The organism is Lachnoclostridium sp. An76 (assembly GCF_002161355.1).
Classification (GTDB): domain Bacteria; phylum Bacillota; class Clostridia; order Lachnospirales; family Lachnospiraceae; genus Mediterraneibacter; species Mediterraneibacter caccavium.
The window spans coordinates 117986-143487 of record NZ_NFHL01000006.1; the positions used below are offsets into that span (position 1 = coordinate 117986).

At 49.3% G+C, this 25502-nt stretch carries 25 protein-coding genes and 1 pseudogene; 21 read left to right on the forward strand and 5 right to left on the reverse strand.

Going from position 1 to position 25502, the window contains the following annotated elements; all coding sequences use genetic code 11:
- The first annotated feature begins 141 nt into the window (after positions 1-141).
- The 3 genes from B5G27_RS11600 to B5G27_RS11610 all read left to right on the forward strand — a co-directional run bounded on the left by B5G27_RS11600 (position 142) and on the right by B5G27_RS11610 (position 1854).
- Complete coding sequence (locus B5G27_RS11600) at positions 142-510, forward strand: heavy-metal-associated domain-containing protein (protein WP_087179028.1); 369 nt, start codon at positions 142-144, stop codon at positions 508-510.
- Between the two features lie 17 nt (positions 511-527).
- A complete protein-coding gene (locus tag B5G27_RS11605) occupies positions 528-941 on the forward strand; it encodes a transcriptional repressor (protein WP_242958301.1) in 414 nt (137 codons plus the stop codon).
- 97 nt (positions 942-1038) lie between these two features.
- Entirely contained in the window at positions 1039-1854 is an 816-nt protein-coding gene (locus B5G27_RS11610; RefSeq protein WP_087179029.1) for a class I SAM-dependent methyltransferase, read from the forward strand.
- Positions 1855-1981: 127 nt separating this feature from the next.
- Here the strand turns inward: B5G27_RS11610 and eno are convergent, their stop codons facing one another.
- On the reverse strand, positions 1982-3277 hold the full coding sequence (eno, locus tag B5G27_RS11615) for a phosphopyruvate hydratase (protein ID WP_087179030.1): 1296 nt from the start codon (positions 3275-3277) through the stop codon (positions 1982-1984).
- A 233-nt stretch (positions 3278-3510) separates the two neighbouring features.
- On the opposite strand from eno, the gene B5G27_RS11620 reads away from it, so the two are divergent.
- The 4 genes from B5G27_RS11620 to B5G27_RS11635 all read left to right on the forward strand — a co-directional run bounded on the left by B5G27_RS11620 (position 3511) and on the right by B5G27_RS11635 (position 5169).
- Entirely contained in the window at positions 3511-3735 is a 225-nt protein-coding gene (locus B5G27_RS11620; RefSeq protein ID WP_242958302.1) for a hypothetical protein, read from the forward strand.
- Positions 3728-4510, forward strand: coding sequence for a class B sortase (srtB, locus tag B5G27_RS11625; protein WP_087179032.1), 783 nt, complete (start codon positions 3728-3730; stop codon positions 4508-4510). The genes B5G27_RS11620 and srtB overlap by 8 nt, the downstream gene beginning before the upstream one ends.
- Before the next feature lie 36 nt (positions 4511-4546).
- The gene (locus B5G27_RS11630; RefSeq protein WP_087179033.1) at positions 4547-4741 is read left to right on the forward strand and encodes a UPF0175 family protein; all 195 of its coding nucleotides are present in this window, start codon (positions 4547-4549) and stop codon (positions 4739-4741) included.
- A 152-nt stretch (positions 4742-4893) separates the two neighbouring features.
- Positions 4894-5169 (forward strand): hypothetical protein, encoded by a 276-nt coding sequence (locus B5G27_RS11635; protein WP_087179034.1) that lies wholly within the window; start codon positions 4894-4896, stop codon positions 5167-5169.
- On the opposite strand, the gene istB is transcribed toward B5G27_RS11635, so the two are convergent.
- Positions 5150-5905 (reverse strand): IS21-like element helper ATPase IstB, encoded by a 756-nt coding sequence (gene istB / locus B5G27_RS11640; RefSeq protein ID WP_242958187.1) that lies wholly within the window; start codon positions 5903-5905, stop codon positions 5150-5152. The two genes, B5G27_RS11635 and istB, sit on opposite strands and share 20 nt — an antisense overlap.
- Positions 5902-7356, reverse strand: coding sequence for an IS21 family transposase (istA, locus tag B5G27_RS11645; protein WP_206608963.1), 1455 nt, complete (start codon positions 7354-7356; stop codon positions 5902-5904). Before istA ends, istB begins: the two co-directional genes overlap by 4 nt.
- A 192-nt stretch (positions 7357-7548) precedes the next feature.
- On the opposite strand from istA, the gene B5G27_RS11650 reads away from it, so the two are divergent.
- From B5G27_RS11650 to B5G27_RS11685, 9 genes are all read left to right on the forward strand, one after another.
- On the forward strand, positions 7549-8184 hold the full coding sequence (locus tag B5G27_RS11650) for a metal-dependent transcriptional regulator (protein WP_087179035.1): 636 nt from the start codon (positions 7549-7551) through the stop codon (positions 8182-8184).
- Positions 8185-8240: 56 nt separating this feature from the next.
- A complete protein-coding gene (locus B5G27_RS11655; RefSeq protein ID WP_087179036.1) occupies positions 8241-9050 on the forward strand; it encodes a hypothetical protein in 810 nt (269 codons plus the stop codon).
- A gap of 511 nt (positions 9051-9561) precedes the next feature.
- Positions 9562-16053 carry an NEAT domain-containing protein gene (locus B5G27_RS11660; protein WP_087179037.1) on the forward strand — a complete coding sequence of 2164 codons (6492 nt, stop codon included), beginning with the start codon at positions 9562-9564 and terminating at the stop codon, positions 16051-16053.
- A 118-nt stretch (positions 16054-16171) separates the two neighbouring features.
- Entirely contained in the window at positions 16172-16822 is a 651-nt protein-coding gene (locus B5G27_RS16475; protein WP_242958303.1) for a heme-binding Shp domain-containing protein, read from the forward strand.
- Positions 16819-17016 (forward strand): hypothetical protein, encoded by a 198-nt coding sequence (locus tag B5G27_RS16480; RefSeq protein ID WP_242958304.1) that lies wholly within the window; start codon positions 16819-16821, stop codon positions 17014-17016. The genes B5G27_RS16475 and B5G27_RS16480 overlap by 4 nt, the downstream gene beginning before the upstream one ends.
- Positions 17017-17252: 236 nt before the next feature.
- Positions 17253-18389: a heme ABC transporter substrate-binding protein IsdE gene (gene isdE / locus B5G27_RS11670; protein ID WP_330399059.1), complete on the forward strand. Its 1137-nt coding sequence runs from the start codon at positions 17253-17255 to the stop codon at positions 18387-18389.
- Between the two features lie 132 nt (positions 18390-18521).
- Entirely contained in the window at positions 18522-19478 is a 957-nt protein-coding gene (locus B5G27_RS11675) for a FecCD family ABC transporter permease (RefSeq protein WP_242958309.1), read from the forward strand.
- Positions 19468-20259: an ABC transporter ATP-binding protein gene (locus B5G27_RS11680; RefSeq protein WP_242958305.1), complete on the forward strand. Its 792-nt coding sequence runs from the start codon at positions 19468-19470 to the stop codon at positions 20257-20259. Before B5G27_RS11675 ends, B5G27_RS11680 begins: the two co-directional genes overlap by 11 nt.
- Before the next feature lie 53 nt (positions 20260-20312).
- Entirely contained in the window at positions 20313-20717 is a 405-nt protein-coding gene (locus tag B5G27_RS11685) for a YbaN family protein (RefSeq protein ID WP_087179039.1), read from the forward strand.
- On the opposite strand, the pseudogene B5G27_RS17085 reads toward B5G27_RS11685, so the two are convergent.
- Positions 20686-21777: pseudogene (locus B5G27_RS17085) on the reverse strand (IS1634 family transposase); the annotation flags it as partial. The gene B5G27_RS11685 and the pseudogene B5G27_RS17085 overlap by 32 nt on opposite strands.
- A gap of 384 nt (positions 21778-22161) precedes the next feature.
- On the opposite strand from B5G27_RS17085, the gene B5G27_RS16055 reads away from it, so the two are divergent.
- Positions 22162-22317 (forward strand): hypothetical protein, encoded by a 156-nt coding sequence (locus B5G27_RS16055; protein ID WP_162611240.1) that lies wholly within the window; start codon positions 22162-22164, stop codon positions 22315-22317.
- On the opposite strand, the gene B5G27_RS11710 is transcribed toward B5G27_RS16055, so the two are convergent.
- Complete coding sequence (locus B5G27_RS11710) at positions 22306-22551, reverse strand: hypothetical protein (RefSeq protein WP_087179106.1); 246 nt, start codon at positions 22549-22551, stop codon at positions 22306-22308. The two genes, B5G27_RS16055 and B5G27_RS11710, sit on opposite strands and share 12 nt — an antisense overlap.
- Before the next feature lie 114 nt (positions 22552-22665).
- On the opposite strand from B5G27_RS11710, the gene B5G27_RS11715 reads away from it, so the two are divergent.
- The 4 genes from B5G27_RS11715 (at position 22666) to metA (ending at position 25459) form a co-directional block, all read left to right on the forward strand.
- Entirely contained in the window at positions 22666-23181 is a 516-nt protein-coding gene (locus B5G27_RS11715) for an SEC-C metal-binding domain-containing protein (protein WP_087179042.1), read from the forward strand.
- Positions 23182-23898 (forward strand): YdcF family protein, encoded by a 717-nt coding sequence (locus B5G27_RS11720; protein ID WP_087179043.1) that lies wholly within the window; start codon positions 23182-23184, stop codon positions 23896-23898.
- Positions 23899-24043: 145 nt separating this feature from the next.
- Positions 24044-24373 carry a DUF1540 domain-containing protein gene (locus tag B5G27_RS11725; protein ID WP_087179044.1) on the forward strand — a complete coding sequence of 110 codons (330 nt, stop codon included), beginning with the start codon at positions 24044-24046 and terminating at the stop codon, positions 24371-24373.
- Positions 24374-24535: 162 nt separating this feature from the next.
- Positions 24536-25459: a homoserine O-acetyltransferase MetA gene (metA, locus tag B5G27_RS11730; protein ID WP_087179045.1), complete on the forward strand. Its 924-nt coding sequence runs from the start codon at positions 24536-24538 to the stop codon at positions 25457-25459.
- The last annotated feature ends 43 nt before the right edge of the window (positions 25460-25502 follow it).

The window sequence follows — 25502 nt, forward strand, 5'->3', positions numbered from 1 at the left end:
ATAAGAAAAAATATCAATAAAATCCCACAATAAGTTGTTGATATCTAATTTTTGTTAGTATATACTAATTCATGGATAAATGATACATATTATCAATTCGTGAGAATGCGGTAATGCAGGAAAACGGACGGAGGGATTGTTATGACGGATGCGGTCATTATACTTGTGATCGTAGTATTTTTGATCTTTGCGCTGAAAGGATCGATCAAACATTTCAAAGGCGAGGGGGCATGCTGCGGCGGTGGTTCCGGCAGTGTGAAACCGAAAAAGCCGAAAAAGAAGAAGCTTGACGGTCCGGTGGTCGGGCGATGCACGATCCGTATTTCAGGCATGCACTGCCAGAACTGTGTCAACAGCGTGACCAGCGCGCTCAACGCCATAGAAGGAGTTTCCGCCAGGGTAAGCCTCAAAGAGGGCAGCGCGGAGGTCTCGTATGACCGTGAGGTGGATGAGACTGAGCTGAAAGAGGCGGTAGAAAAGGCGGGCTTTAAAGTTATCAGCATTTCTTAACTATAAGGCGGGAATATATGGTGAGCAGAAAAGACGAGATCATTGAGCGATTAAAAGAAAACGGATGCCGGATCACCAGGCAGAGAAGGATCCTGATCGACATTATCCTTGAGAACGACTGCGCGAGCTGCAAAGAGATCTTTTATAAGGCATCACAGGAGGACAAAAAGATCGGTGCAGCGACGGTCTATCGGATGATCAATGTGCTGGAAGAGATCGGCGCGATCAGCCGGAAGAATATGTACCGGGTTGAATGCGGGGAAGCCTGTGCAGACCGGAGCGGATGCGAGATCATCCTGGAGGATGATACCGTCTTCCGGCTGCCGCAGGAGAAGCTGGATCAGATCGTCCGGGAGGGCGCCAGACAGCGGGGATACCTGAGCGGCAGTAAGAAAATATCGAGGATCATTTATCACGGCGGGCAGACATAGCTGACGGAGTATCAGGAGAAGTTACAGATGTCTCTTATCAACAAAGAAATCAGTGACTTTACGGGGAGGCTTATCTGAAAAAGGGAGAATACCGGGTATGAAGATAAATGAAAGAAAACGGAAGCCGGTCAGGCTTGGCACACACGGGGAGGATTATGGAAACTGGATGTCCGCACCGGTCTTTTATATGGTGGGTGCGCTGGTTGTCCTCATGGCGGTCTTATGCGTCATATCGCATTTTATCCCCGGTATGAGACTGATCGGAGTTCTGGCGCTGGCTGCTGCAGCGGCAGTGCTGTTCCTTCTTGCCTGGATCACCTGGATCCGGCGGCAGTATGCCTTTGGCGGGGGCGGAATGATGGAGAAGGTACATGAGGTTCTTCTGTCTCAACTGGATTTCGACGGGAAGGGGACGCTTCTGGAGATAGGATGCGGATCAGGTGCGCTCTCCATCCGGGCGGCGCTTTCCTGGCCGGAGGCGGAAGTGACCGGCATGGATTACTGGGGCGCAGTCTACAATTACAGCCAGGCTATGTGCGAGAGCAATGCCCGGAGCGAGGGCGTATCCGAGCGGTGCCGGTTCCTTCACGGCGACGCCCGGAAGCTGGACTTCCCGGACGAGACCTTTGATGCCGTGGTGAGCAACTATGTTTATCATAATATCAACGGCTCCGACAAGCAGGCCCTGCTTCTGGAAAGCCTCAGGGTACTGAAAAAGGGCGGCGTATTTGCCCTCAACGATAACATGAAGCCCCACATGTATGGGAATATGGAAGCATTTGCAGAAAACCTGCGCAAAATGGGATATCAGGAAGTGCGGATCATCGATACGGCGCAGGAGGCTTTCGGTTCCCATCGCCGGGCTGCCCTGATGATGCTGGGAGATTCCCGGATGCTGGCAGGCCGGAAATGAGACGGCGGCGCCAATGGCCGGACAGACCGGGACAGCCGGTCATAATTATATGGAAAGAAAAAACGTGCTGCATTTCGTGGAAATCCACTTTGACTGCAGCACGTTTTTTAACGGAAACTCAGAAAAGTTATCGTTTTATGTTAAATGCCTGAAAACCGGGATATACGGCGCTTTCCCCCAATTCTTCCTCGATGCGCAGAAGCTGGTTGTACTTGGCGACACGTTCGCTCCGGCTGGGTGCGCCTGTCTTGATCTGGCAGGTATTGAGCGCCACGGCAAGATCGGCGATAGTGGTATCCTCTGTCTCTCCGGAGCGGTGGGAGGTCACGGCGGTGTATCCGGCCTTATGGGCCATCTTGATGGCTTCCAGCGTTTCAGATACGGAGCCGATCTGATTCAGCTTGATCAGGATAGAGTTCCCGCATCCCAGAGAGATCCCCTTTTCCAGACGCTCTGTATTGGTGACAAACAGGTCGTCCCCTACAAGCTGGATGCGGCCGCCCAGTTCTTTTGTGAGGATCTGCCAGCCTTCCCAGTCTTCTTCATCCAGGCCGTCTTCGATGGAATAGATGGGATATTTGTCCACAAGGGATTTCCAGTGTTCGACCAACTCAGCCGAAGTGAAAGTCTTTTTGCATTTCGGGAGGATGTATTCGCCCTTTTTATTCCCTTTCCATTCGCTGGACGCTGCATCCATAGCGAGGACAAAATCTTTGCCGGGTTCATATCCTGCCATTTTTACTGCCTCGAGGATGCATTCGATGGCTTCCTCATCGCTGGAAAGATCCGGTGCAAAACCGCCTTCATCTCCCACAGAGGTTGCCAGCCCTTTTGATTTCAGAAGGGACTGAAGGGAGTGGAAGACCTCTGTACACCATCTCAGGCCCTCGGAGAAACTGGAAGCGCCCGCCGGCATGATCATAAATTCCTGTACATCCACGGTGTTTGCCGCATGGGCGCCGCCGTTTAAGATGTTCATCATAGGGACCGGAAGCCGGTTGGCATTCACCCCGCCGAGGAAACGGTACAGCGGGAGATCAAGGGAAGCTGCAGCCGCCCTGGCGCATGCGATGGAAACGGCGAGGATCGCATTTGCCCCGAGGTTGGATTTGTCTTTTGTGCTGTCCGCACGGATCATGGCATTGTCAACAGCGTAGATATCGCTGGCGTCCATGCCTGTCAGCACCTCGTTGATCGTGGTGTTGATATTGTGTACGGCCTTGGACACGCCTTTTCCTCCGAAACGGGAAGTATCCCCGTCCCTTAATTCCAGCGCTTCAAATTCCCCGGTTGACGCCCCGCTTGGGGCAGCGCCTCTTCCGGCCGTCCCGTCTGCCAGAAAAACCTCCGCTTCCACAGTGGGATTTCCTCTGGAATCAATGATCTCCCGTCCGATCACCTTTTCAATCTTTAAATAATCCATAGACATTCATCCTTTCTGGCGAAAACATCCCCGCCCCACTCAGCAGGCATGGGGCAAAGGAGTTTTCATGATTTATTCATATTGGTTAGAAATAACTAACCACACATATTCTATCAAAGAAAAAAGAAAAATTCAATTATATTTTTGACAATCATTCTCAACTAGTATATAATGCGGTTAGAAAAGACTAATCAAAAGGAAAGAAGGCCTGTAAAGTGGGAAGGTATTACAGATTGTCAAAATCAATCACGGAAGAGATGGCTGCAGAGATCCTGAGAGAGGCAAGAGAGGTTAAAAACGTCCGTGAGGCGAAGTTTCTGGAGGATTGTTCCAAAATCCTGGTATTGACAGAAAAAGAGAACTATCCGGAAGTGATGACCAGGCTTGTCAATATTTTCAGCCGTGTCGGCCGCGGGTGCGAGATCTCTTTCGCAGGCTTTGCAGATCAGGATGAGTAGGAAAAGGAAATTCCTGATCCCGGCAGCCCTTGTACTGATCGGCGTTTCCCTCTGGAACATCCTCCCGGATTATCTGGATAAGCGCGCCTCATCCCGGACCTATGAAGAACTGAGCGAAGATTATACAGAGGTTCCGGCAGGGGACGATACAGAAAAGAAGAAGGACTGGTGGCTTACAGACGTGCTGATCCGGTTTGACGAACTGAAAGAACAGAATTCAGATATCGTGGCATGGATCCGCTCGGACGATCCGGAAAGTACCGGGATCGATTATCCTGTCCTCTACTCAGGGGATAATGAGAAATATCTGAGAAGAGATCTGTACGGAGAGGAGCATATCGCCGGGAGCATCTTCCTGGAGGGGCTGAACCGGCCGGATTTCACGGACTATTATACGATCATCTACGGGCATAACATGAATGATGGGAGCATGTTCGGCGGCCTGAAAAAATATAAGGAAAAGGAGTTCTGGGAAGAGAACCCGTATTTTACCCTGTATACGGAAGATATGGCATACCGGTATCAGATCTTTGCCTGCCAGGAGGCGGCAAACGGCGGGGACGTCTATAAGATCGGATACGAACCGGGAGAAGAGTATCAGGCGCTGATCGACGGCATGACCGGCGATTCCCTGATCGATACAGGCATCCATCCGGACAGCAGTCATAAAGTGATGACCCTCTCTACCTGCACCGGAAGCGGATACAGCAGGCGCTTTGCCGTCCATGCCGTGTGCGTGGATGTGCAGGAAACAGCAGGAAACCTTGGCGAATGAAAAAGTTTATTGCATATCGAATGGAGGGATGATTTTATGTGCCATATAGCATTAAGCATACCAGATGAAGTCCTTTATGATACAAAAATGAGCCATGAGCAGGCAAATCAGTTTGCAAGACAGGCAGTGGCGCTTGCTCATTACACACAGAGCGGCGTGTCCATAGGATATTGTTCCCGGATAGCAGGAATGACAGAAGAAGAATTTCTGGAGGAGTTGGATAATGCGTAAAGTAGTTGAAACTGGGATCAAAGAAGCCGGAAAGAGTATGGAATAAGACTATGATAAGCATGTGAAAAGTAACCGCGAAAGCGGTTACTTTTATAGAGAATGGTTAGTTATAACTTACCACGGGGGTTAAAACAAACCAACAGGAGGAAGATATGGAAAAACAGGGACATCCGACCAAGATAGGAGCGATCGGCACAAACGTGCCTAAAAACACAGAGGAAAAGGAAGAGGATTTCCTGGAGACGATATTCAGCCGCTGGCGCAGCGGGAAGGCGATGCGCCTGACAGACTTTGCCATGGAGACAGGGGAGAACAAGGCTCATCTGTTTTTTGTCAAGTACTTTTCCCTGAAAAAAGCGTCGGAATTCCCTTTTTTCAGCAAGGGATTTTCCCTGCCTTCAGCGGGCATTATGCATCCCTGCGCATGAGGGCGTGCTCCATTCGGTAGCTTTTCCCCTCGAAGATCAATAAATGTCCGTGATGGACAAGCCGGTCGATCATTGCAGCGGCCATCTGGTCATCCGTAAAGATCCCTCCCCATTTTGAGAATTCCAGATTGGTTGTCAGGATCAGGCTCTTGCTCTCATAGCTGTCAGATATAACACGGAACAGCAGCTGGGATCCGTCCTTATCGACTGGTACATATCCCCATTCATCCAGTATGAGCAGGTCAAGGCTGCGGAGATCCCGCAGAAGGCGCTCCAGCGTCCCGTTTTTCCGCGATTCCGCAAGCCTCAGCACAAGTTCTGTTACGGTATAAAACTTCGTCTTGTAACCGAGATTGCAGGCCTTTACGCCGGCTGCGATTGCCATATGGGTTTTACCGATGCCCACTGGACCGTAAAGCACAAGATTCTTTTTCCCCGGGACAAACTCAAGGGTTTCCAGTTCCTCCCTGCTGAATGCAGGGGGAAATTTTACGCAGTGATAGCTGTACCCCTCAAAGGTCTTATAGGTTGGGAACCCGGCCCGTTTAATCAGACGTTTTCGTCGGTTTTCATCCCGGAGAGTCAATTCCGCCTGCAGCAGTTCCAGAATAAACTCCAGCTGCTTCTGCGTCCCTTTTTCCCGGCAGATCTCTGAAATCCTGCCCGAAAGGAAGAGCTGCCGGCTTGCTCCAAGGATCTGTGTACAGAAATCCTCTTTCATCTTCGGTGTCATCATGAAACAGTGTCTCCTTCCTTCAGAAACATATCATCATATACTGCAAGGGATGGGCCTGCCTCCGGCGGTGTATAAATGCCATATCCGGTAATCCTTGCGGCAAGCACGGAAGCATCACAGATGTTAATACTGCCTCTTGTACAGGCCATCTCCATAGCGCTGGCCGCTGCTTGAAAGCCGTACTGGCTGGTCAGCTCATTCATGATCCGGAGGCAGTCCTTCAGTTTCTCTTTCGGCTGGGCATCCATGTAAGCCCTTAAAGCATCCGGTGTTTCGCGGCGCAGCCCGCTGTTTCCCCATGCTCCGGAGTTTTTCATCAGGACAGCCAGCGTGGTACTGTAATCGCTGATATCCGTGCGGTTATCTCCGTAAGCGCGCCGGTGAGTCGTGACGACCTGTCCGCCTTCTGTAAGAATGTCAACGGTATGGGCACGAATTCCCACCAGCACCTGTTTGTTTGCGTTTTCCGGCCTGGTAGAATAGAAATGCTTTCCATCCATACAGACTTTGCCGAAACCATCCGCTTTCAGCCATTCATATCGGCAGACATCGAACCGTTTTGGCGGCAGCATCAGGAGGGCTTTCCTGTCTTCTTCAAACAATTCCCGGATAGGGATCTGTTTCTTATAATGGAGTTCGGAAGCTTTCTTTTCATGGCGGGCAAGCAGCTTCCGGTTGTACTTCTCTATCTCATTGAAATGCGGGACCGGAACAAACAGGTTCGCACGGTTATAATCAACCTTGCGCTCCACATTCCCTTTTTCCCAGCCGGAATAGGGGTTGCAGAAGCGCACCCGGAAGTGATAATGGGCTCGGAAACGGGAGAAAAGTTCTGATTCATGGATCGCATCGCCAATCCGCCGCCCGACACCGGTTGCATTGTCAAAGATCAGTAACGGCGGTACGCCGCCGATAAATTCAAAGATATCCTGCAGGCCCTGGCAGACACACTCCGCAGTTTCTCCGCCGAATACCTGGCTGTATCCATCATTGCTGTAAGGGAACGACACGGTCAGATATTTCTTGCGGCAGAGCTTCCCGGCCTCATAAAAGTCAGCTTCCCCAAAATCAACTTGTGCAGGTCCGGGATCCCAGATCAGTTCCAGGTTTGCTTTCTCCGTTTGGATGGAACGGCATTTCTTCATGTAGCGTTGGACAATGCTGTAACTCCCGGTATAGCCATGTTCCTCCACGAGACGCTCATAGACTCTCTGAGCGGTATGGTGCTGCTTTCGCCAATGTTTCTTGTCTTCGTCCAGCCACTCCTGGATGATGGGCTTGAAGGGATCCAGTTTGGATGGCTTCTCCTGGATAACGGGTGGCTGCGGTGAGAAATCATCCTGCGCAAGATACTTGCGTATCGTTTTGGGATCAGCACCTGTTTTTTTAGAGATTTCACTGATCCGGTATCCACAATTGCTCAAGTCTTTGATATGATTGATTTGGGACATAGTGAGCATCTTCCTTTCCTCCTTTATCTTTGGTGGTGCTTAGATAAAGGATAAATATAATGTAAAGGGGAATCAATATGTCCCGCTTTATTTAGGGAATTTCCCTTGCTTTTTTCAGGGAATTCTGACGCTTTTTTTCGGTAAATTTAGTGTATCATAAACACTCATCTGAGAAGCCTGGCAAAACGTCTGGTGAACCACGGGTATATCCAGATGTCGGAGGACGTGATCACGCTGACGGACATCGGGAAGATCAGGGGAAAAGAGTGCATGGACCGGCACCAGCTCCTGACCCAGTTTTTCCAGATGGTCAGCGGCATGACAGAAGAGGAAGCCGAGAAGGACGCCTGTCGGGCAGAGCATACCATCAGCAGGGCGGCGATGGAGGGGATCACGAATTTTCTGATCCAGGGCGATGTGTATGACAGGAGTTATTCCAATATGGACCTGTCCCTTTTCTTTGATCCGGGTGTTTACTTCATGGCGATGGATATCTATGAGATCGAGCGGCGCAGCCCCCGGATCCTTGCGAAGGAGTGGGATCTTTTTGAACCTTACGCCTGTCTGGAAGTAAAGGACGGCAGGTCGGTTTTCCGATTGAAAGAAAAAGAGGCAGGGAACAGGCGCAGCCTCTGGTACAGAAGCGATAACAGGTGGAAACAGGCCGCCAGTGAGGATGGAGAATTTCTGTTGGAAAGCACGCTCTTTGCATATACAGCCAACGGCCGTTTCCCGGTCACGGAAGGGACTGTCACGGCTGCTGTCACAGAGGAGGGCAGGGAACCGCTGACCCTGGACTGCAGGGAAATCAATATCCATGTGATCTGAGAAAGGAAAATGAAATGCCGACAGGAGATAATTTAAAACGGGATGGGAGACCCTCTATGATGCAGATCCGCTGCCTGCAGGAACTGAAGAGGCTGCAGCCGGTGGGCAGAGGGTTCCAGGTGGTGATCGCCGAGAAATGTCATATCTCTGCCCCGGGGATCAATAAAAGCCTGAAAAAGGCCATAGAGCAAGGCCTGATCACAAAGTACTATACATTCACAGAATACGGAGAACAGTGGCTCGGCGTCTATGGACGTCTGGTGGAACGCCTGGAGCGGTATCTGGAAGAGATTCAGATACCGGAATCGGAAAAGGAAAAACACATCCGGATGATGGTGGAGGATATGGATCCGTTCCTGCTGGAATCCATACTTTCCGCAAACGAAAGACAGGTAAAGCCCGGGGACAGGAAATATAAAAGCCTCATGGAAGAAGTGGACTGCAATATCGGTGAAAACAGAGGAATCCGGGTGCGGATCGCAGTATACCGCATGGACAGGAGAAAAAATGGGAAAGACGCCTTTTCCATGGGAAACCGGGCATTTGAGCCGGAGGCGCAGCTGATGAAAAGAGATGGAAGGGATTGCCTGATCCTGCGAATCCGGGAGATGGAGGCGAGATCCAGGATCGACGGGAGAGAAATGACCGGGCGGATCAGCAGCCTGAAATATGAGCAGGGCGAAGAATTAAAGAGGGTAAAGGATCTGACGGAGGAATCCGAAGAGATCGTGATCCCGCTGGAGGCATTCAAAATGCATGTCAGCCCCGGCGGGGAAATAAAAGGCGTGCTGCCGGTCACGGTGACATGCAGCGTGGGGAACGGGCATATGCCGGAAAGCACCGCTTTGTTGATGTTCTGGATGTAAGCTGCTCCTGAATGGAAAGAAACGAAATTGATTTAAAATGATAAATAAATTTCAATAAAAAGGAAAATAGACATATAAATAACTAAAATATCTGAAAATTAACCAAGAAGCAATAAAAAACCTGAAAAAAGTTGTTGACAGTGTTGGAATAAAGTGGTATATAATGATTACATAGGTTAGGAACTACTAACCTAAATAAGAAGAGTCTAACTACATATAAACGGAATTTTTCTTCGTTTTGTGGTGTTTCGGGAGAAAGATAACGGTGTATGTGGTTTCTCTTTGAAACACCATTTTTTATTTTTAAATGCCTATATGGCAGGAAAGGGGCATTTTATGAAAAAGCTTTTTAAGAAGTATAATCAATTTGGATTTTACAGTTGCAGTTTGGATTATGCCGGTTAGTTCGTCTGGCGATCTTGTTATTTTTGAATAACCTTGATCAGCGATCAAGAAAGCCATCGCTCTGCGGTGGCTTTCTTAGGCTAATACAGAAAAAAGGGGACTTATTATGAAACATATTTATAAAAAAACTCAAAGTTTTTTTGCTATACTCCTTGTTATTTGCTTGTGCACAAATAGTTTTATAAATGTATTTGCGGAAGAAAGTAAAGCTGCGACCTATGAGATTACAGTAAATGAAGTAAAGAATGGACTTTTGAGCGCAGATAAGATGACTGCGGGAGAAGAAGAAACCATAACCCTTAGTGCAGAACTGGAAGAAGGGTATGCCCTTTATGCATGGACGGTAACTGATGAAGAAGGAAAAGAGATAGAGGTAACCGAAAATACATTCAAAATGCCAGCATCAGATGTGACGGTCAGTGCAAGGATTTACACAGCTGAAATTGTAGAATTGATGAATCTTCTGGATGAGATTGATGCCATGGATCCTACACTTTATACAGAAGAAAGTTGGAACAATCTGTCGTCGGCAAGAGAATCTATAAAGGATCCGACACAGTTAGGAAAATATGCTTCTATGATGACAGAAAGGCTACAGTCGCTTATAGATGAACTGATACTTGTGGATAAAACTGCGACCTATGAGATTACAGTAAATGAAGTAGAGAATGGACTTTTGAGCGCAGATAAGATGACTGCGGGAGAAGAAGAAACCATAACCCTTAGTGCAGAACTGGAAGAAGGGTATGCCCTTTATGCATGGACGGTAACTGATGAAGAAGGAAAAGAGATAGAGGTAACCGAAAATACATTCAAAATGCCAGCATCAGATGTGACGGTCAGTGCAAGGATTTACACAGCTGAAATTGTAGAATTGATGAATCTTCTGGATGAGATTGATGCCATGGATCCTACACTTTATACAGAAGAAAGTTGGAACAATCTGTCGTCGGCAAGAGAATCTATAAAGGATCCGACACAGTTAGGAAAATATGCTTCTATGATGACAGAAAGGCTGCAGTCACTTATAGATGAACTTGTACTTGTGGAAAAAGACACGGGTGATTCGGAGTTTAAATTAGAAGATGGCTATTATATATTACCAGTTTCATCCTACGATAATGTAGAGAAAACAATTACGGGAGATCTTGGTTCTGCAGCACATGTTGCCCCTGGCTTTAATAACAGAGCAATGTTAAAAGTAAGCGGTGGCAAGTACGAGATAACTTTAAGAATCCTATTTGGAAATAAAGTAAATGGAATAGGCGCATTAAAGGAAGAAAACTTTAATGGATCTATAATGCACGATGCGAATCACACATGGGCAAAATATACTGGAAACAAGTGTTGGTTTGATATTGGAATTGGAGAAAAAGAAGGGGCTAATGAGGAAAATAACACATATTGGAAAGATTTTGATTCTACATGGAATGAAAACTACAATACGTATGATGTAACTTTTGCTGTGGATGACATATCTAAAGATTTTCTGATGTATTTGAACTACGACATTACATCTACAATTTCCTCTTCTATTCTGGAGGTCGTGGATTTTAATGAATATGCTGCGAAAAAAGTAGATATGGAAGAGTATAAAAGCATAGAGAATATAGCATATTCGTTATATGGAAGAATAAATGCGATAGGATGCGACGATTATATTTCAGAAACATTGGAATGGTGTGTGCAGTCTGACAGTGCTTATGCAAAAATATGTTTTGAAGAGGCTGCTTCTGAAAAATATTCAATTGTTGCAGGATCTAAATCCGCAGATGCAGTTGCGATAGAAAATAATTGCTTTAATATAGAATTTAACTTGAATAATTTCAATGATATCATCTTGGGGAGAACGTTCTATATCAAAGAAACTAATAATGAGGATGGTACAAGTGCAAGTCTATACTTAACACTGTATCCAGAAATTGAAGAAGCGGAGAACATCGAACTAACAGAGCAAATTACTGGAAGCAAAATTATAACTAATACAGATATTTTATCTGAAAAGGCGACCCTGACGGCAAGTGAAATTCTTGATGATACAGAATCAGTAAACGACCCGTATACGGTCATTTATAATAATTTAGGATCGTCTTATAAAAATATCTATATGTATAAATGGAGCATATTATATCCAAATGGCACAGAAAGTATGAATATGTCTGAACCGGTACAAATGAAATTTAAAATACCCGAATCATGGAATGCAGACGCTGTACAACTTTTTGGATATTATGAAAACTATGGATTTGATCCCACAGTAGAAGGTGATTTAGAGGAAGACGAAGAAGGTAATAAGTACTTTACTATTACAACATCAACATTAGGTTGGTATGCATTGTATGAAACAAAAGATATGTCTGCTTCTGGGGCTGAACTGGAAGATGGCACATATTCTGTTCCTGTCAGCGTTTATCATTTGACAACAGAAGGACAGCTTTCTATGGCAGATCGCTGCCTTGGCGATAATGCGACGATAGTGGTGATGGACAGCGAAAAATATCTCTATATGGACTACACTGCCGTTACACAGATGGAACTGACATCCTATATGACTAAGATGTGGATATACGGAGATGATATGCAAATGGAGGGAAACAAGCCTAAAGGAACATTAAATCCGGTTATATTCACTTCGTATTACAAAAACGAAGACGGTACATATCTGACTGATGATTTTAACCAAGGAACATTAAATTATTATCCAAAAGAAGGATATGTCCGCTTGGTCAGTGATGAAGCTCAGTGGCCGGCGAGATTTAAAGTCCCGATCATGGATGCCATTGGGGGAGGAAACTTTGAGCAAGATGCATGGCTGACTCTGGATTGGTCAAATGCAGAAAAAATTTCAACTGCAACACCGGACGCCCCAATCAAAGATGCTCTCGGAGAAATGATCTCCATAGCGGAAACGGCTGTTAAAGAAGAATATACTCCGGCAACATGGAGTGTATTGGAAGAAGCGTATAAGACAGCTAAGGATGTTTACGAAAAGAATTCCTCCACAAAGGAAATGGAGACGGCTTACGCTTCTCTTCGTGATGCAGTGGACGCTCTGGAAAAACCAGAGGCAATGGAACTGGAACCAGGGGTTTACACGGTAGAGGACTCTTTTGACCAGGGCGATGGAGTTACACAGACCCGGCTTCTTGTGTCGGAAAATGAGACGAAGGTTTATCTTACCCTGAACGGAGTAAAGGAGTTCTATTACTATGATACGGAAAATGCGCAGTATACAGAGCCGGAACTGGAGACCGGCGAAGACAATGAAGGAAATCAGGTAATAGAGCGTGCGGTTATTACGTATGCGTCAACGCCGTCACTGATATCGGTCAGATATCTGGCGGGGGATGATGAGACAGTTACAGGTTCACTGACTCTGAATGACTGCACGAAGCAGGAAGTGACGAAAGAAGCTCTTGCGGCAGCCCTTGAACAGGCAAACAAAATAGTAGAAGCAGCAACGGAAACTCCGGAAGATTACGATGGAGAAAAAATAGACGCATTAGTCCAGGCGGTTGCTGCAGCCACAAAAGTAAACAGTGACCCGGTTGCGATCCAGACAGAAGTAGACGAACAGGTTTCTGCACTGGAAAAAGCGGCTGCAGAGGCGGGCGGCAATACAGATGAAGAGCGTACGGCATTAGAAGCAGCGATCACGGCGGCAAATGGAGAAGTGGCAAAAGAAGATGTCTATACTGCATCGAGCATCACTGAACTGAAAGATCTGATCGCTTCGGCGCAGGAACTCCTGAATGGAACGCCGACTGCTTCCCAGATCGAGGCTATGACGCTCCGGATCCAGACATTCCTGGAAGAGGGGCTGATCCTCAAAGCGGATTTCACAGAACTTCAGCAACTCTATGATACAGCGGTGAAAACAGCGGAGAACGCAGATGAAAGTTATTCCGGTTATGCAAACCTGACTGAGATCACCAAACAGGCAGAAACGCTACTGAATAACAGTGATGCGTCACAGAGTGAAGTGGATTCTATGGCAGAAGCCCTTACTCTTGCGATCAGCGCACTGGACGATTCTGTGGAGAAAGAGGATCTCAGAGGACTGGCAGAACAGGCGGAGAAACTGATCTCAGACGGAAATTATAGCGGATGCACCCAGGCGACACAGGAGCTGCTGAATGCCAGCCTCGAGGCGGCCAGGGCGGTTCTGTCTGATCCGGCGGCGACACAGTCTGAAGTAAATAAGCACTACGATATGCTTCTGGCTGCAGATGCGGCTATGGTCAAAGAGCAGACCGGGCTTGCAGATGGAATTTATGAGGCGGATGCAACGGTGCTCCATGCGGCTGATACAGACGGGACCCAGCTCAGTATGGCAAATTCTGCAGTGGATAAACCGGTGCAGGTGATCGTGGAAAACGGAATTCCGAAAGCAATCCGGTTAAGTTTCCACGCTCTGACCACTACAGGACTTACAGGATATCTCGGAAATCTGTGGTACTTCCCCGGATACCGTGATGCGGCCGTGCCAAACGGACAGACGCCGGTGCAGGCGGAAGTGGAAACCTGGTATACAGATGAAGAAATCGGTGAGGATCCTTATGCGGACTACATGGATGGAGAACAGTATCCAAAATCTATGCTGATCCCCATTGAGTCAGATGGAAACGGCGTTTATTATACGGAATACTGGATCCAGGTATTCGTGCCGGTCATGGAGTACATCAATACCGGAAGTGGAACCCAGTATGCAAGGCTGAAGCTGGAGATCGATGACTGGAGTGATATGAAGCAGATCAGCGGAACTGTAAACACAGATAAAGAGGAACTTCAGAAACAGCTTCAGGTATTAAAAGATTTCCTTGAGGCGATTTCCAAAGAAGATGCAGATCCGTCAAGAGAGGACTTCCGAACAGAAGACCTGGCAGTGCTTGAAGCTGCGATCACAGCCGGAACTTCGGCAGATGAAAATATGAATATCGGTCAGGAGCTTGTGGACAGCACAGTGAAAGCACTTGCCGCAGCAGAAACACTGTTTGCTTCAGAAAGCATTGAATCAGATAAGACTGCGCTGAATGAGGCGATTGCGAAAGCTGAGGAAGCGCTGGGCTTAGAAAATGTTGTCTACACAGAGGCGTCCAGACAGAACCTGGAATGGATCTTAAATGCGGCGAAGGTTGTTGCCGGAAATGCGTCGGCGGAACAGGCACAGATCACATGGTGGACCACAAGGCTTGAGCAGGCGGTCGAGAACCTGGCGCTGATCAGCGCGGACAAGACAGAGCTGGCAGCTGCTCTGGAAACAGCGGAAGAAAGGCTGAAAGAGACCGACCTTTACACAGGGGCATCTCTTGACGTCCTCAGAAGCCTGTATGAGAGAGCTCAGGAACTCTATGACAATGCCGGAAGCACCCAGGAAGACGTAGATAAATACGCAGCCATGCTGAACTACTACGTGGAAAGCATGATTCCGGTCCAGGAAGGCGAGACATTCCGGGATGGCCTGTATTCCATGCTGCTGACAGCGTCGAACATGGCAGGAAGGGAAAACTCCTTTACAGATTCCACATTAAATGCACTGAAAGCAGCGATCAAAGCAGCGGATGCTGTATATCAGGATGAGGACGCAACTCAGGCTGAGATCAACGAACAAGCGTCAAAGCTCTATTATGCGATCCTTGCCCTTGAAGCAAAACCTGTAGAAACACCTGCAGAAACACCCGGAACAGGAACCGGTGACGGCGGAAGCGGCAATGACAACAATGACGACGGCAACAACGGCGGAAATACGGATCTCGACATCAAGAACCTTGCCGACGGCGTGTATTCCATTTACGGAGAGATGGTGAAGACAGACAAGACTTCCGAATCCATGTCCAATGCGGCAGTCAACCATACGATCAAGCTGACAGTGAAAGACGGGAAATACTATATCACCATGAACTTCAACGGCCTTCAGTACTCCGGACAGTACGGCTACTTAAAAGACCTGCAGTATTTCCTGACTGGTTACACCACGAACCAGTACGGCGTACCACAGGGAGATCTGGCGGACGTGACCATCGATTCCTACCAGACGGATTCAGATGGAAACCGCATCAGCGATTCCTTCGGAACAGACTATCCGGATTACGTGACATTTGAACTGATCCCGGAGGCACTGGAAGACGGCTTCGTACCGCTCCAGGTATTCGTTCCGATCATGGAGTCCATCGCTGACGGAACAGGTACCCAGGCCGTTTATCTGAAGCTTGACTGGAGCAGCCTGAAACTGACAGAAGCGGATGATCCGGGCTTTGAAGATGACGGAAACAATGACAACAATAACGACAACAACAATAATAACAATAATGGCAATGGAAACGGCGGCTCCGGCTTAAACGGCGGAAGCGGACTGGGAAATAACACACTGGGAAGCACTCTTGGAGGTTCCAGCCTCGGCGGTTCCAGTCTTGGCGGCAGCTCCCTCGGCGGATCCAGCTTAAAGAGCGGTTCCGGCCTGACCGGAGCGTCCAGCGTCAAGACAGACGACACGTCTTCCGACATCAGCGGATGGGCGGCGGTGCTCACGATCGGCTGCATGGTCCTGCTGGTGGGCGTCATGGAGAAACGGTCACAGAAGAAAAATAAGGGGATTTAAACCTTTATAAACGGAAGGGGCGGCGCCCAAAACAGGCGCTGCCCCGTTCAGGTTGTAATGATTCCATCCAGGGGAGAAAGTTTCCCGGACGGAACAAGAAAAGAGACAGGAGAAAAGGATGAAATCAGTAAAGAAAATAAGAAAGATTTTTGCCGGCCTGCTTGCAGCCCTTGTGCTGACAGTGACAGGGGCGGGAGCCGGAGCAGTTCCGGTTCTGGCAGCCAGCGGCAATGTTTATACCTGCGTGATCCATCCCTGCTATGCCCATCCGGTCACCGGCGTGATCGAGGATTCCGGCGGAGAGGCATCCTACGCTACAGGACAGGGAATGGTGGAAGGCGCTGTCTATCCCACCGGTATCCTGGAGCTGACGGACAGCGGAGAATATTACCTGACGATCCGCATGAGCCTGATGGATTACACATCAAACCACAGCTTCTGGGTGCAGAACGTGGGAGATTCCGGATGGTCCAGCCCTGCCATCGGCGTGACAGGCAACGGAACAGATGATAACGGCGCTACGGCGGATATCTGTATGCAGGTGCCAAGCGAGAACTGTGTAGTCAGGGGCTCCATGTATGTGGAACCTATGGGAAGGGACGTGATCTTCTATCTCTATCCAAGTGACTACACGGCAGGAAACAATACAAATATGAATGCGACGATCGTGACAGAAGCCTCAGGAAGCGGCGGGACAGCGACAACCAGCGGCTCGGGGAGCACAGGCACAGAAAGCGGGTCGAGCGGCGGTGGGATATCAAAAAGATGAGTATATCGATACTCAGGGAGCACAGGCACAGAAAGCGGGTCGAGCGGCTCCGGCAGCACGAGTACCGGAAGCGGCAATGCCAGCCTGTCCGGTTCCTCTCTCCAGAGCGGTTCCGGGTCATCAGCCTCCGGCTCTTCAGATACGGAGGCCGGAGACAGCAGTACGGAAGCGCCTGCACTGTCCAGCTCCATTGACGAAGCAGCCCAGCCGGCGGCCTCTACCGATACAGAGTTAAATGACGCTCAGGGATTAAGCCTGTCAACGGGAGCAGACGCATCCGAAGAGGCGGAAGAGACGGGAAGTTCCGGCGGGAGCAGCGCATTTGCCATCGGAGCGGCAGTCACAGTCTCCGGGCTGATCCTGATGGGGACAGCGGCGGTGATCGTCTATTTCTTCCGGAAGAACTGGAAACGCTGGGGCGGAGGTTACGATGATGATGAAGCATAACTGGATCAAAGGAAAAAAGAAGCTCCCGGCCCTGGCCGTCTGCGCGGCTCTCTCCTGCAGTCTGCTTGCAGGGTGTGTGGACCAGAGCGGCGGGGATACGGGGGAAGGAACAGCGGACAGCGGCGCTTCTTCTCAGCCTGAGAGTGTGGAGACCATGCTGGAGATCACGGACCCGGAGGAGAAAGCCGCTGTAGAAGCGGCAAAGGCAAAAGTGCAGGGGATGGAAGATGAGCCCAGGATCATTGCCACCTCCCCTTCCACGGCTGAGATCTGCGACCGGCTGGAACTGGACCTGGTGGGTGTGTGCTCCAGTTCCATCTCGGAACTGCCCGAGCGGTATGCAGAAGCGGAAGAGGTCGGGACCGCCATGGCCCCCGATATGGAGATCGTGGCGTCCCTGGATCCGGACTGGATCTTAAGCCCTGCCACTCTCCAGGCCGATCTGCAGCCCAAATACGAAGCCATCGATACGGACTGGGCATTTTTAAACCTGCGGAGTGTCCAGGGCATGTACCGCTCCATTCAGGAACTGGGGGAGATCTTCGGCAGGGAAGAGCAGGCGCAGGCCATGGTGGATGAATTCACAGAATTTTATGAAGATTACAAGGATACCAATGAAGGGAAAGAAGCGCCCAAAGTGCTGATCCTCATGGGGCTGCCCGGCAGCTATATCATAGCCACGGAAAATTCTTATGTGGGAAGCCTGGTGGAACTGGCAGGAGGCGAGAACGTCTACGCCGGGACAGACCAGGAATTCCTGACAGTCAATACCGAGGACATGAAGACAAAGGAGCCGGATGTGATCCTGCGGGCGGCACATGCCCTGCCGGATCAGATCGTGGAGATGTTCAATGAAGAGTTTGCCACAGACGATATCTGGCAGCATTTCGATGCAGTGAAGAATGACCGGGTGTATGACCTGACCTATGAGTACTTTGGCATGAGCGCCGATTTCGATTACCCGGAAGCGCTGGAGGAACTGCAGCCCATGCTCTATCCGGAGAGCGAAGAGGATGAAGAAAAGGCAAAAGAGAACAGCGAGAACGCCGCAAAGGCGGCCGAAGAGAGCGAAGCCTCCGAGAAGGTAGACGAAGAGACACTGCAGGAGATCACGAAGTAAGGAGGGAGAGCCATGAGCGAAGACAGAGAATTAAGACAGGACGGCAGCCTTACGGATCCGCAGGTTCCAGATCCCGGAAAGCAGGATCGGAACCGGAAGAAGCGGAAGACAGCCCGGGCGGCGGTCTCCTTTATGATAACAGGGATACTGCTGGCGGTGCTGATCGTCCTGTCCGTCAATATCGGGAGCCTGAAGGTCTCACCTTCGGAGTTGTTCCGGGGGCTGTTCATCGAGCGGATCGATGATGTGGCGGCTATCTACGACCTGCGTTTCCCCAGGATCGTGATCTCCCTGTTCGCAGGGGCGGCGGTGGCGGTCTCGGGCGTTCTTTTCCAGGCGGTGTTAAAGAACCCCCTGGCAGACCCGGGGATCATCGGCATTTCCAGCGGCGCGGGCTTTGTGGCGGTACTGATCACGGCATTTCTGCCGGCCCTTTACTTTTTTACCCCGCTGTTCGCATTCGCCGGCGGTGTGCTGGCCTTTTTCCTGGTGTACAGCCTGTCGTGGAAAGGGGGATTAAGCCCGCTGCGCATTATCCTGACCGGCGTGGCGGTGAGCGCCATGTTTACCGGTCTGTCAGACGCCCTGAATTCCATGAGCGGAGGAAATTCTTCCGGCGTGGCATCCATCGTGGAAGGAAATATCACACAGAAGACATGGGAGGATGTGCAGACCCTGCTCCCCTATGTGATCGCAGGGCTGATCCTTGCGCTTTTGTTTACAAAGATGTGCAACCTGATGTCTCTGGAGGACAAGACGGCCAGAAGCCTGGGCGTCAATGTCAATCTGATGCGGATCCTGATCTCCCTGGTGGCGGTGCTCCTTGCCAGTATCTCCACGGCGGTGGTGGGAGCCATCAGCTTCCTGGGGCTGATCGTGCCCCATATCGGGCGGCTGCTGGTGGGCAGCGACCACCGGGCGCTGGTGCCTTTTTCCATGCTGGCGGGGGCCTTTACCTTCCTGCTGGCAGATACCATCGGCCGGACCGTGGCGGCGCCCTACGAAGTGTCGGCGTCCATTATCATGAGCGTGATCGGCGGACCGTTCTTTATCATTCTGTTGAGGAGGTCGAAGAAGTATGCAGCCTGATATGAAACAGAAAAAGCCGGCCATGGAAGTGCGGGATCTGTTCTTTTCCTACGGGAAGAATAAAGTCTTAAAGGGAACATCTTTTACCATAGAAGAAGGGAAGATCACCACCATCATGGGAGCCAACGGGTGCGGGAAATCCACCTTGTTCAACCTGATGACCAAAAACCTCTATCCCAGAAAAGGAAATATCTTTCTCCATGGGAAGAACATCCAGAACCTGGGGCTGAAGGATTTTGCCAGGCGGGTGTCCATCGTCCATCAGTATAATTCCTCGGCGGACGATATTACGGTAGAGCGGCTGGTATCCTTTGGCCGCACGCCCCATATGAAGATGATGCAGGGGCACAGCGACGAGGATGAAAAGCTGATCCAATGGGCCATGGAAGTGACCAATGTCCTGAAATACCGGGACCGGGAAGTGAGCCGTCTCTCCGGCGGCCAGCGCCAGAGGGTGTGGATCGCCATGGCCCTGGCGCAGAACACGAAGATCCTGTTCCTGGACGAGCCAACAACCTATCTGGATATCCGTTACCAGATCGAGATCCTGGAGCTGGTGAAGAAGCTGAACCGGGAGTATGGGATCACCATAATCATGGTGCTTCATGATATCAACCAGGCGATCCACTTCTCAGACCGGATCATCGGACTCAAAGACGGGCAGGTGACCGCCCAGGGTGCGCCGGACGAAGTGATCACGGAGGATTGTATCCGGGATCTGTACGGGATCTCCCTGGGAGTGACGACTATCGAAGGAAAGAAATTTGTCCTGACTGTGTGATGACGGCTATGAACCGCACACAGTGTCGGGATCAGAAATAGGAGTGAAACAAAATGAAGAATAAGAATCCGTTACGGATCTTCTGGATCCTGCTGGGTTTTCTCTGCCTGGGGCTGGGGGCGGTGGGCATTGTCCTGCCGATCCTCCCCACCGTGCCCTTTTTCATGGCCACGGTGTTCTGCTTTGCGAAAAGCTCAAAGCGGCTCCACGACTGGTTCATCGGAACGAATCTTTATAAAAAGCATCTGGACAGCTTTGTGAAGCAGAGGGCCATGACGATGGGGACGAAGCTGCGGATCGTGGGAACCGTGACCGTTGTCATGGCGGTGGGGTTCCTGATGATGAGCAAAGTCCCGGTAGGAAGGATCTGCCTTGCTATTGTGTGGGTGTGTCACCTGCTGTATTTCTTCCTGCGGGTGAAGACCATTAGGCCGGAAGAAGCACAGGCGGCAGAGTAAAGGAAGGAGAAAACCATCTGCAGATACGGAAACAGAAGAAAGAAGGATGGATCCGTTGGAGTACTGTAAGTGCAGTATGCTGATATTCTGATAGATATCGCAATAGTTCTATGCTATACTCCCGTCTTTGACAGTTGAAAAGAAAAAATTGATAGTCTGTACGGAAGACACATGCATCATGAAGTTCATCCGTAATCTCTTGACGTTCATATACCGGCATAAAGCCTTGTTCTTCTATATCGGCAAACTTCACGCTACGCAGTACGTGCAGCAGCTGTTCTGTAGTACAAGGAGGTTTTAATGCCTTTTTTTAGCATCCGGAAATGTAGCAAGGCTAAAAAACAGATGAGAAAATGTGCTTTTATCTGGTCTTCGCGACTGACATAATCTTCTTCTGCGATCTTCTCGAGATCAAGATAGTAATGGATTTCCGCTTTTTCTCCTTCTGTTGCCGCTGAGATCTTATTTACGAACCTTGCAGGATCGGTGGAATTTTTTCGCTGTCTTTTCAAAGAGCTGCAGGCAGCCATTTTTTCAGCACGGCTGATCTGCTCTGCACGGACGGCCTTCTGGTATGCGGCATATTTGGGAGAATAGGTTATGATCAGCCGCTGATGGAGTTTCTTTGTAGTGTACGGTTCATCTTTATAAAAAAGTCCTTGTTTATCATCATCAGAAAGCTGCGTGATATCAACAGGAGAATCATCTGACAGCCGAACTGCTGAAGAATCTTTGTTTTCAGGGGCTTTAAGGACTTTTGCTCATTCTGATTGCCTGGGAAAAGAGAAAAAGCTAATGAAAGCCCATCTCCATCGGTAAACAGTCCCATCTGAATGATAGGATTCGGCTGGTGTTCTTTGCTCTTTCCATACTTTTTATCACCATCTTCCTGCTCGATCTCGAAATAGTAGTTTGTACAATCATAATAAAGTACTTTATCGTTTCTGTTTTCCAGGAAGAAACTGTTCTTATAAACTTCGGCCTGAATAAAATCGCTCTCTTTTGCGAGGACAGAAAGCGCACGGTAGACATCATGAAGCTCATAGGATGGTGCCCCCAGTCCGTCAGCATCGTTTACTTGCGCCTTTTTTTCAGACGTAGTAAAATGAAACTACATCTGGAAGGGAGGCGCTTCAGCAGATTGAGGATCAGGATTACGAAGCCGCGCTCCGGCAGGAAGGGTATAAAGACATCATGAAATGTGGCGTCGCGTTTTACAGGAAAGAGTGCATGGTAAAAATAGAAAAGTGAGTTCTGCTCCCAAAAAACTGTTTCCTAAAATCAGTCTGAAAATGACTCTGACTGGAAAAGCACAGATTGTATCTGGCAAAGAAAGAGACATATTTCCTTTTTCCGGCTCATATAATATAAAGCTGGGTTGATGGCGGCAGACGGGAAAAGAAAGATCTTCCCTGCCGTGACAGAGAAGGAAGGAGGTATTTCTATGCGTCAGGACAGCAGGAAAACAACAGCAGACATGATAACCATGGAAGAATACCTGAAAAAGAGACAAGCGATAAAGAAACAGCAGGATACAGTGAGGACAGACCGCCCGCGCGGAGCGGATGCCCTCAGGCTGGCAGAGTTATTATACGTCTGAGTCCGCACCGGGATCATTGCCGGCAGCCTCGTCAGAGCCGCTGCCTTTTAAAAGGCGGGCGACGAGTATATACGCATACAGGAGGACAGGGACGAGGATGGTCGCTGCCACGGATGCTTTAAACAGCCCGGTGGAAGCAGGCGAGCCCATAAGGGCGAAGATGAGGGTGCATGCGTACATGCATACGAGTAATACAGCGCCCGCCAGGGCGAGGATACGTTTTGCTTTTTTCATGATGATCAAATCCTTTCTCTACCGTACAGTATACCGAAAAATTTAGTTTACGGCAAACAGAAATTGGTATATAATAATCACCGATGGATTTTTAAGATAAAGGAGCAGTATACGATGAGCGAAAAAAGTTTGTTGGACCAGTGGCGCGATATGGCGTATGACAGAAGTCTGTCAAAAGACCAGCTGGAGAAATTCTGGGGAAAATATTTTACGATCGAAAGAGAGATCTATGAGCAGCTTCTGGAGGATCCTGACACAGAAGTTAAGGGTACGGTAAAAGAGCTGGCTGAGAAATACGGACAGGATGTCATGACTATGGTCGGATTCCTGGACGGCATAAACGAGAGTCTGAAAGTGGAAAACCCGATCGAGACGATGACAGAGGACACGGAAGTAAGCCTTGCGTTTGATAAGGAAAAGCTGTATAAAAACATGGTCGATGCAAAGGCTGACTGGCTCTACGGGCTTCCCCAGTGGGAGAAGATCTTTGACGAGGAGACAAGAAAGCGTCTTTACCGCGAGCAGAAAGCTTCCGGCACGGTGCGCAAGCCGAAGAAGATCGGGAGAAATGACCCGTGTCCGTGCGGCAGCGGCAAGAAATATAAAAAGTGCTGTGGGAAAAACGCATAAATGAGATATTATTTTCTGATCATGGGGTGCCTGTGTATTTTATATTATCTGGTACTTGCGTTTTATTCGCGCAGGCTGAGATCAACTTTTGCAGCCTTCTGGCTGATAAGCGGCGGCGTACATCTGGTGCTCGGATGTGCGCCGCTCCCTGTATATGTATATAAGGCTCTCGGATGGTTCTGCCTGGGGTGCTGGATTTTGTTCTTATTTATAGAATTTAAGATCATCCGGGGAATGTGTGCACAATGCGATGAAGAACTGGACTGGATCATCGTGCTGGGAGCACAGGTGCGCGGACGGTATATCACGAATTCGCTCAGGCGCCGCCTGGACTGTGCGCTGGCTTATGCACAGCGCTTCCCGCGGGTAAAAGTGATCGTCTCCGGTGGACAGGGGCCGGGAGAAGCTGTCTCAGAAGCACAGGCGATGGCAGAGTATCTGGAAGAAAATGGGATACCAGAAGAGCAGATTTTTAAAGAGGACAAGTCCACCTCGACCCGGGAAAATTTCAGATTCAGCCGTAAGTATGCTGATGCAGAGCATGACAAAGTGGGGATCGTGACAAATGACTTCCATATTTACCGCTCTTCGCTGATCGCATACCGGGAAGGGTATCGGAATATTTATCTGATACCGGCAGACTCAAATCCGGTATTCCAGCTTAATTATCTGGTGAGAGAATTTTTTGGGGTGATCCAGGTTTTTCTATTTAAATAAATTTTGATCATATTTCGATCTGTTACAGAAATCTGAGAATATTTTCTGCGGACAAAGGGCATAATAAATACGGATCAGGCGGGCTGAGGAAGCAATGCTTCTTGAACACGTTAAATTCCAAGTGGAAATCAGAGGAGGTATGATTATGCCAGAGTTAAAATGTACCGTACAGACATGTGTACACAATGACCAGTACCTGTGCAGGCTGGACAAGATCCAGGTCGGCGGGGACAATGCGAAAAATCCCCAGGAGACATGCTGTGACAGCTTTCAGGAGCGCACGGAAGGAAGCTATACAAATTCCATGAACTCCATGTCAGAGGCTTCGGACCGCTCACAGGTGGACTGCAAGGCAGTGAACTGCATGTACAATGAAAACTGCGCATGCCATGCAGGAAAGATCAGTGTAGAGGGCGGAAACGCGAGACAGGCTGACGGGACGGAGTGCGCTACATTCCAGTGCCACTGCGGCTGAAAAGGCAGGGAAACATCACAGGTTTGAACAAGAAGATCCACAGGACGGAAGCACGGTCCGGTGGATCTTTTTTCTGAGCTTGCGCGCCCTTGGGGAAAGGGGTATAATCAATCTATCTGCACTTCGCGGGAAAATCGATCAAAAGAGGAAGGGGAATCAACCATGCCGATTCGAGTACAAAATGACCTGCCTGTAAAAGAGATACTGGAGCAGGAAAATATATTTGTGATGGACGAATACCGTGCCGCGCATCAGGATATCCGGCCTTTGAGCATCGGGCTTTTGAACCTGATGCCCCTCAAGGAGGACACGGAGCTTCAGATACTGAGGTCGCTTTCCAACACGCCGATCCAGGTGGATGTGACCTTTGTGCGCATGACGAGCCACGTGTCGAAAAATACATCCACAAGCCATATCTATAAATTTTATGAGCCGTTTGAGAGCATCAGGGAAAAGAGGTTCGACGGATTTATCATCACCGGGGCGCCTGTGGAGCAGATGCCCTTTGAGGAAGTAGACTACTGGGAAGAGCTGAAGAAGATCATGGAGTGGACGAAGACAAATGTCACATCCACACTTCACCTGTGCTGGGGAGCCCAGGCGGGGATCTATTATCACTACGGGATCAACAAGGCGCCGCTTCCGAAAAAACTCTCCGGCGTGTACCGTCACAGAGTGCGGAACAGGAAAATCCCTCTGGTACGCGGGTTTGACGATGTGTTCATGGCGCCCCACTCCCGGCATACGGAAGTGCCGCAGGAGCTTCTGGAAGCGGATGAACGGATCACGGTGCTCGCAGATTCCAGGCAGGCAGGCGTATTCCTATGCATGGCAAAAGAGGGTCGGCAGATCTTTGTCATGGGACATCCCGAGTATGACAGGATGACCCTGGATTCGGAATATAAGAGAGATATGGGAAGAGGATTAAACCCGCAGATCCCGGAGAACTATTATCCGGACGATGACCCGGAGAATAAGCCGGTGCTCACGTGGAGATCCCATGCCAATAACCTGTATACGAACTGGGTGAATTATTACGTATATCAGCAGACTCCGTACGACCTTTACGGGGAAAATAAAAAATGACATAAGCCGCGGCAGGCAGCGCATGATATGAAAGATACAGGAG

Coding starts and splice junctions, on each gene's coding strand:
- istB (WP_242958187.1), bottom strand. CDS start 5,905: ATGATGACACCGAAGATGAAAGAGGATTTCTGTACACAGATCCTTGGA.
- B5G27_RS11680 (WP_242958305.1), top strand. CDS start 19,468: ATGCAGCCTGATATGAAACAGAAAAAGCCGGCCATGGAAGTGCGGGAT.
- eno (WP_087179030.1), bottom strand. CDS start 3,277: ATGGATTATTTAAAGATTGAAAAGGTGATCGGACGGGAGATCATTGAT.
- isdE (WP_330399059.1), top strand. CDS start 17,253: ATGATGATGAAGCATAACTGGATCAAAGGAAAAAAGAAGCTCCCGGCC.
- B5G27_RS11600 (WP_087179028.1), top strand. CDS start 142: ATGACGGATGCGGTCATTATACTTGTGATCGTAGTATTTTTGATCTTT.
- B5G27_RS16475 (WP_242958303.1), top strand. CDS start 16,172: ATGAAATCAGTAAAGAAAATAAGAAAGATTTTTGCCGGCCTGCTTGCA.
- B5G27_RS11720 (WP_087179043.1), top strand. CDS start 23,182: ATGAGATATTATTTTCTGATCATGGGGTGCCTGTGTATTTTATATTAT.
- B5G27_RS11710 (WP_087179106.1), bottom strand. CDS start 22,551: ATGAAAAAAGCAAAACGTATCCTCGCCCTGGCGGGCGCTGTATTACTC.
- B5G27_RS11660 (WP_087179037.1), top strand. CDS start 9,562: ATGAAACATATTTATAAAAAAACTCAAAGTTTTTTTGCTATACTCCTT.
- B5G27_RS16480 (WP_242958304.1), top strand. CDS start 16,819: ATGAGTATATCGATACTCAGGGAGCACAGGCACAGAAAGCGGGTCGAG.
- B5G27_RS11675 (WP_242958309.1), top strand. CDS start 18,522: ATGATAACAGGGATACTGCTGGCGGTGCTGATCGTCCTGTCCGTCAAT.
- istA (WP_206608963.1), bottom strand. CDS start 7,356: ATGTCCCAAATCAATCATATCAAAGACTTGAGCAATTGTGGATACCGG.
- B5G27_RS11685 (WP_087179039.1), top strand. CDS start 20,313: ATGAAGAATAAGAATCCGTTACGGATCTTCTGGATCCTGCTGGGTTTT.
- B5G27_RS16055 (WP_162611240.1), top strand. CDS start 22,162: ATGCGTCAGGACAGCAGGAAAACAACAGCAGACATGATAACCATGGAA.
- srtB (WP_087179032.1), top strand. CDS start 3,728: ATGAGTAGGAAAAGGAAATTCCTGATCCCGGCAGCCCTTGTACTGATC.
- B5G27_RS11635 (WP_087179034.1), top strand. CDS start 4,894: ATGGAAAAACAGGGACATCCGACCAAGATAGGAGCGATCGGCACAAAC.
- B5G27_RS11655 (WP_087179036.1), top strand. CDS start 8,241: ATGATGCAGATCCGCTGCCTGCAGGAACTGAAGAGGCTGCAGCCGGTG.
- B5G27_RS11715 (WP_087179042.1), top strand. CDS start 22,666: ATGAGCGAAAAAAGTTTGTTGGACCAGTGGCGCGATATGGCGTATGAC.
- B5G27_RS11610 (WP_087179029.1), top strand. CDS start 1,039: ATGAAGATAAATGAAAGAAAACGGAAGCCGGTCAGGCTTGGCACACAC.
- B5G27_RS11605 (WP_242958301.1), top strand. CDS start 528: ATGGTGAGCAGAAAAGACGAGATCATTGAGCGATTAAAAGAAAACGGA.
- B5G27_RS11725 (WP_087179044.1), top strand. CDS start 24,044: ATGCCAGAGTTAAAATGTACCGTACAGACATGTGTACACAATGACCAG.
- metA (WP_087179045.1), top strand. CDS start 24,536: ATGCCGATTCGAGTACAAAATGACCTGCCTGTAAAAGAGATACTGGAG.
- B5G27_RS11630 (WP_087179033.1), top strand. CDS start 4,547: ATGTGCCATATAGCATTAAGCATACCAGATGAAGTCCTTTATGATACA.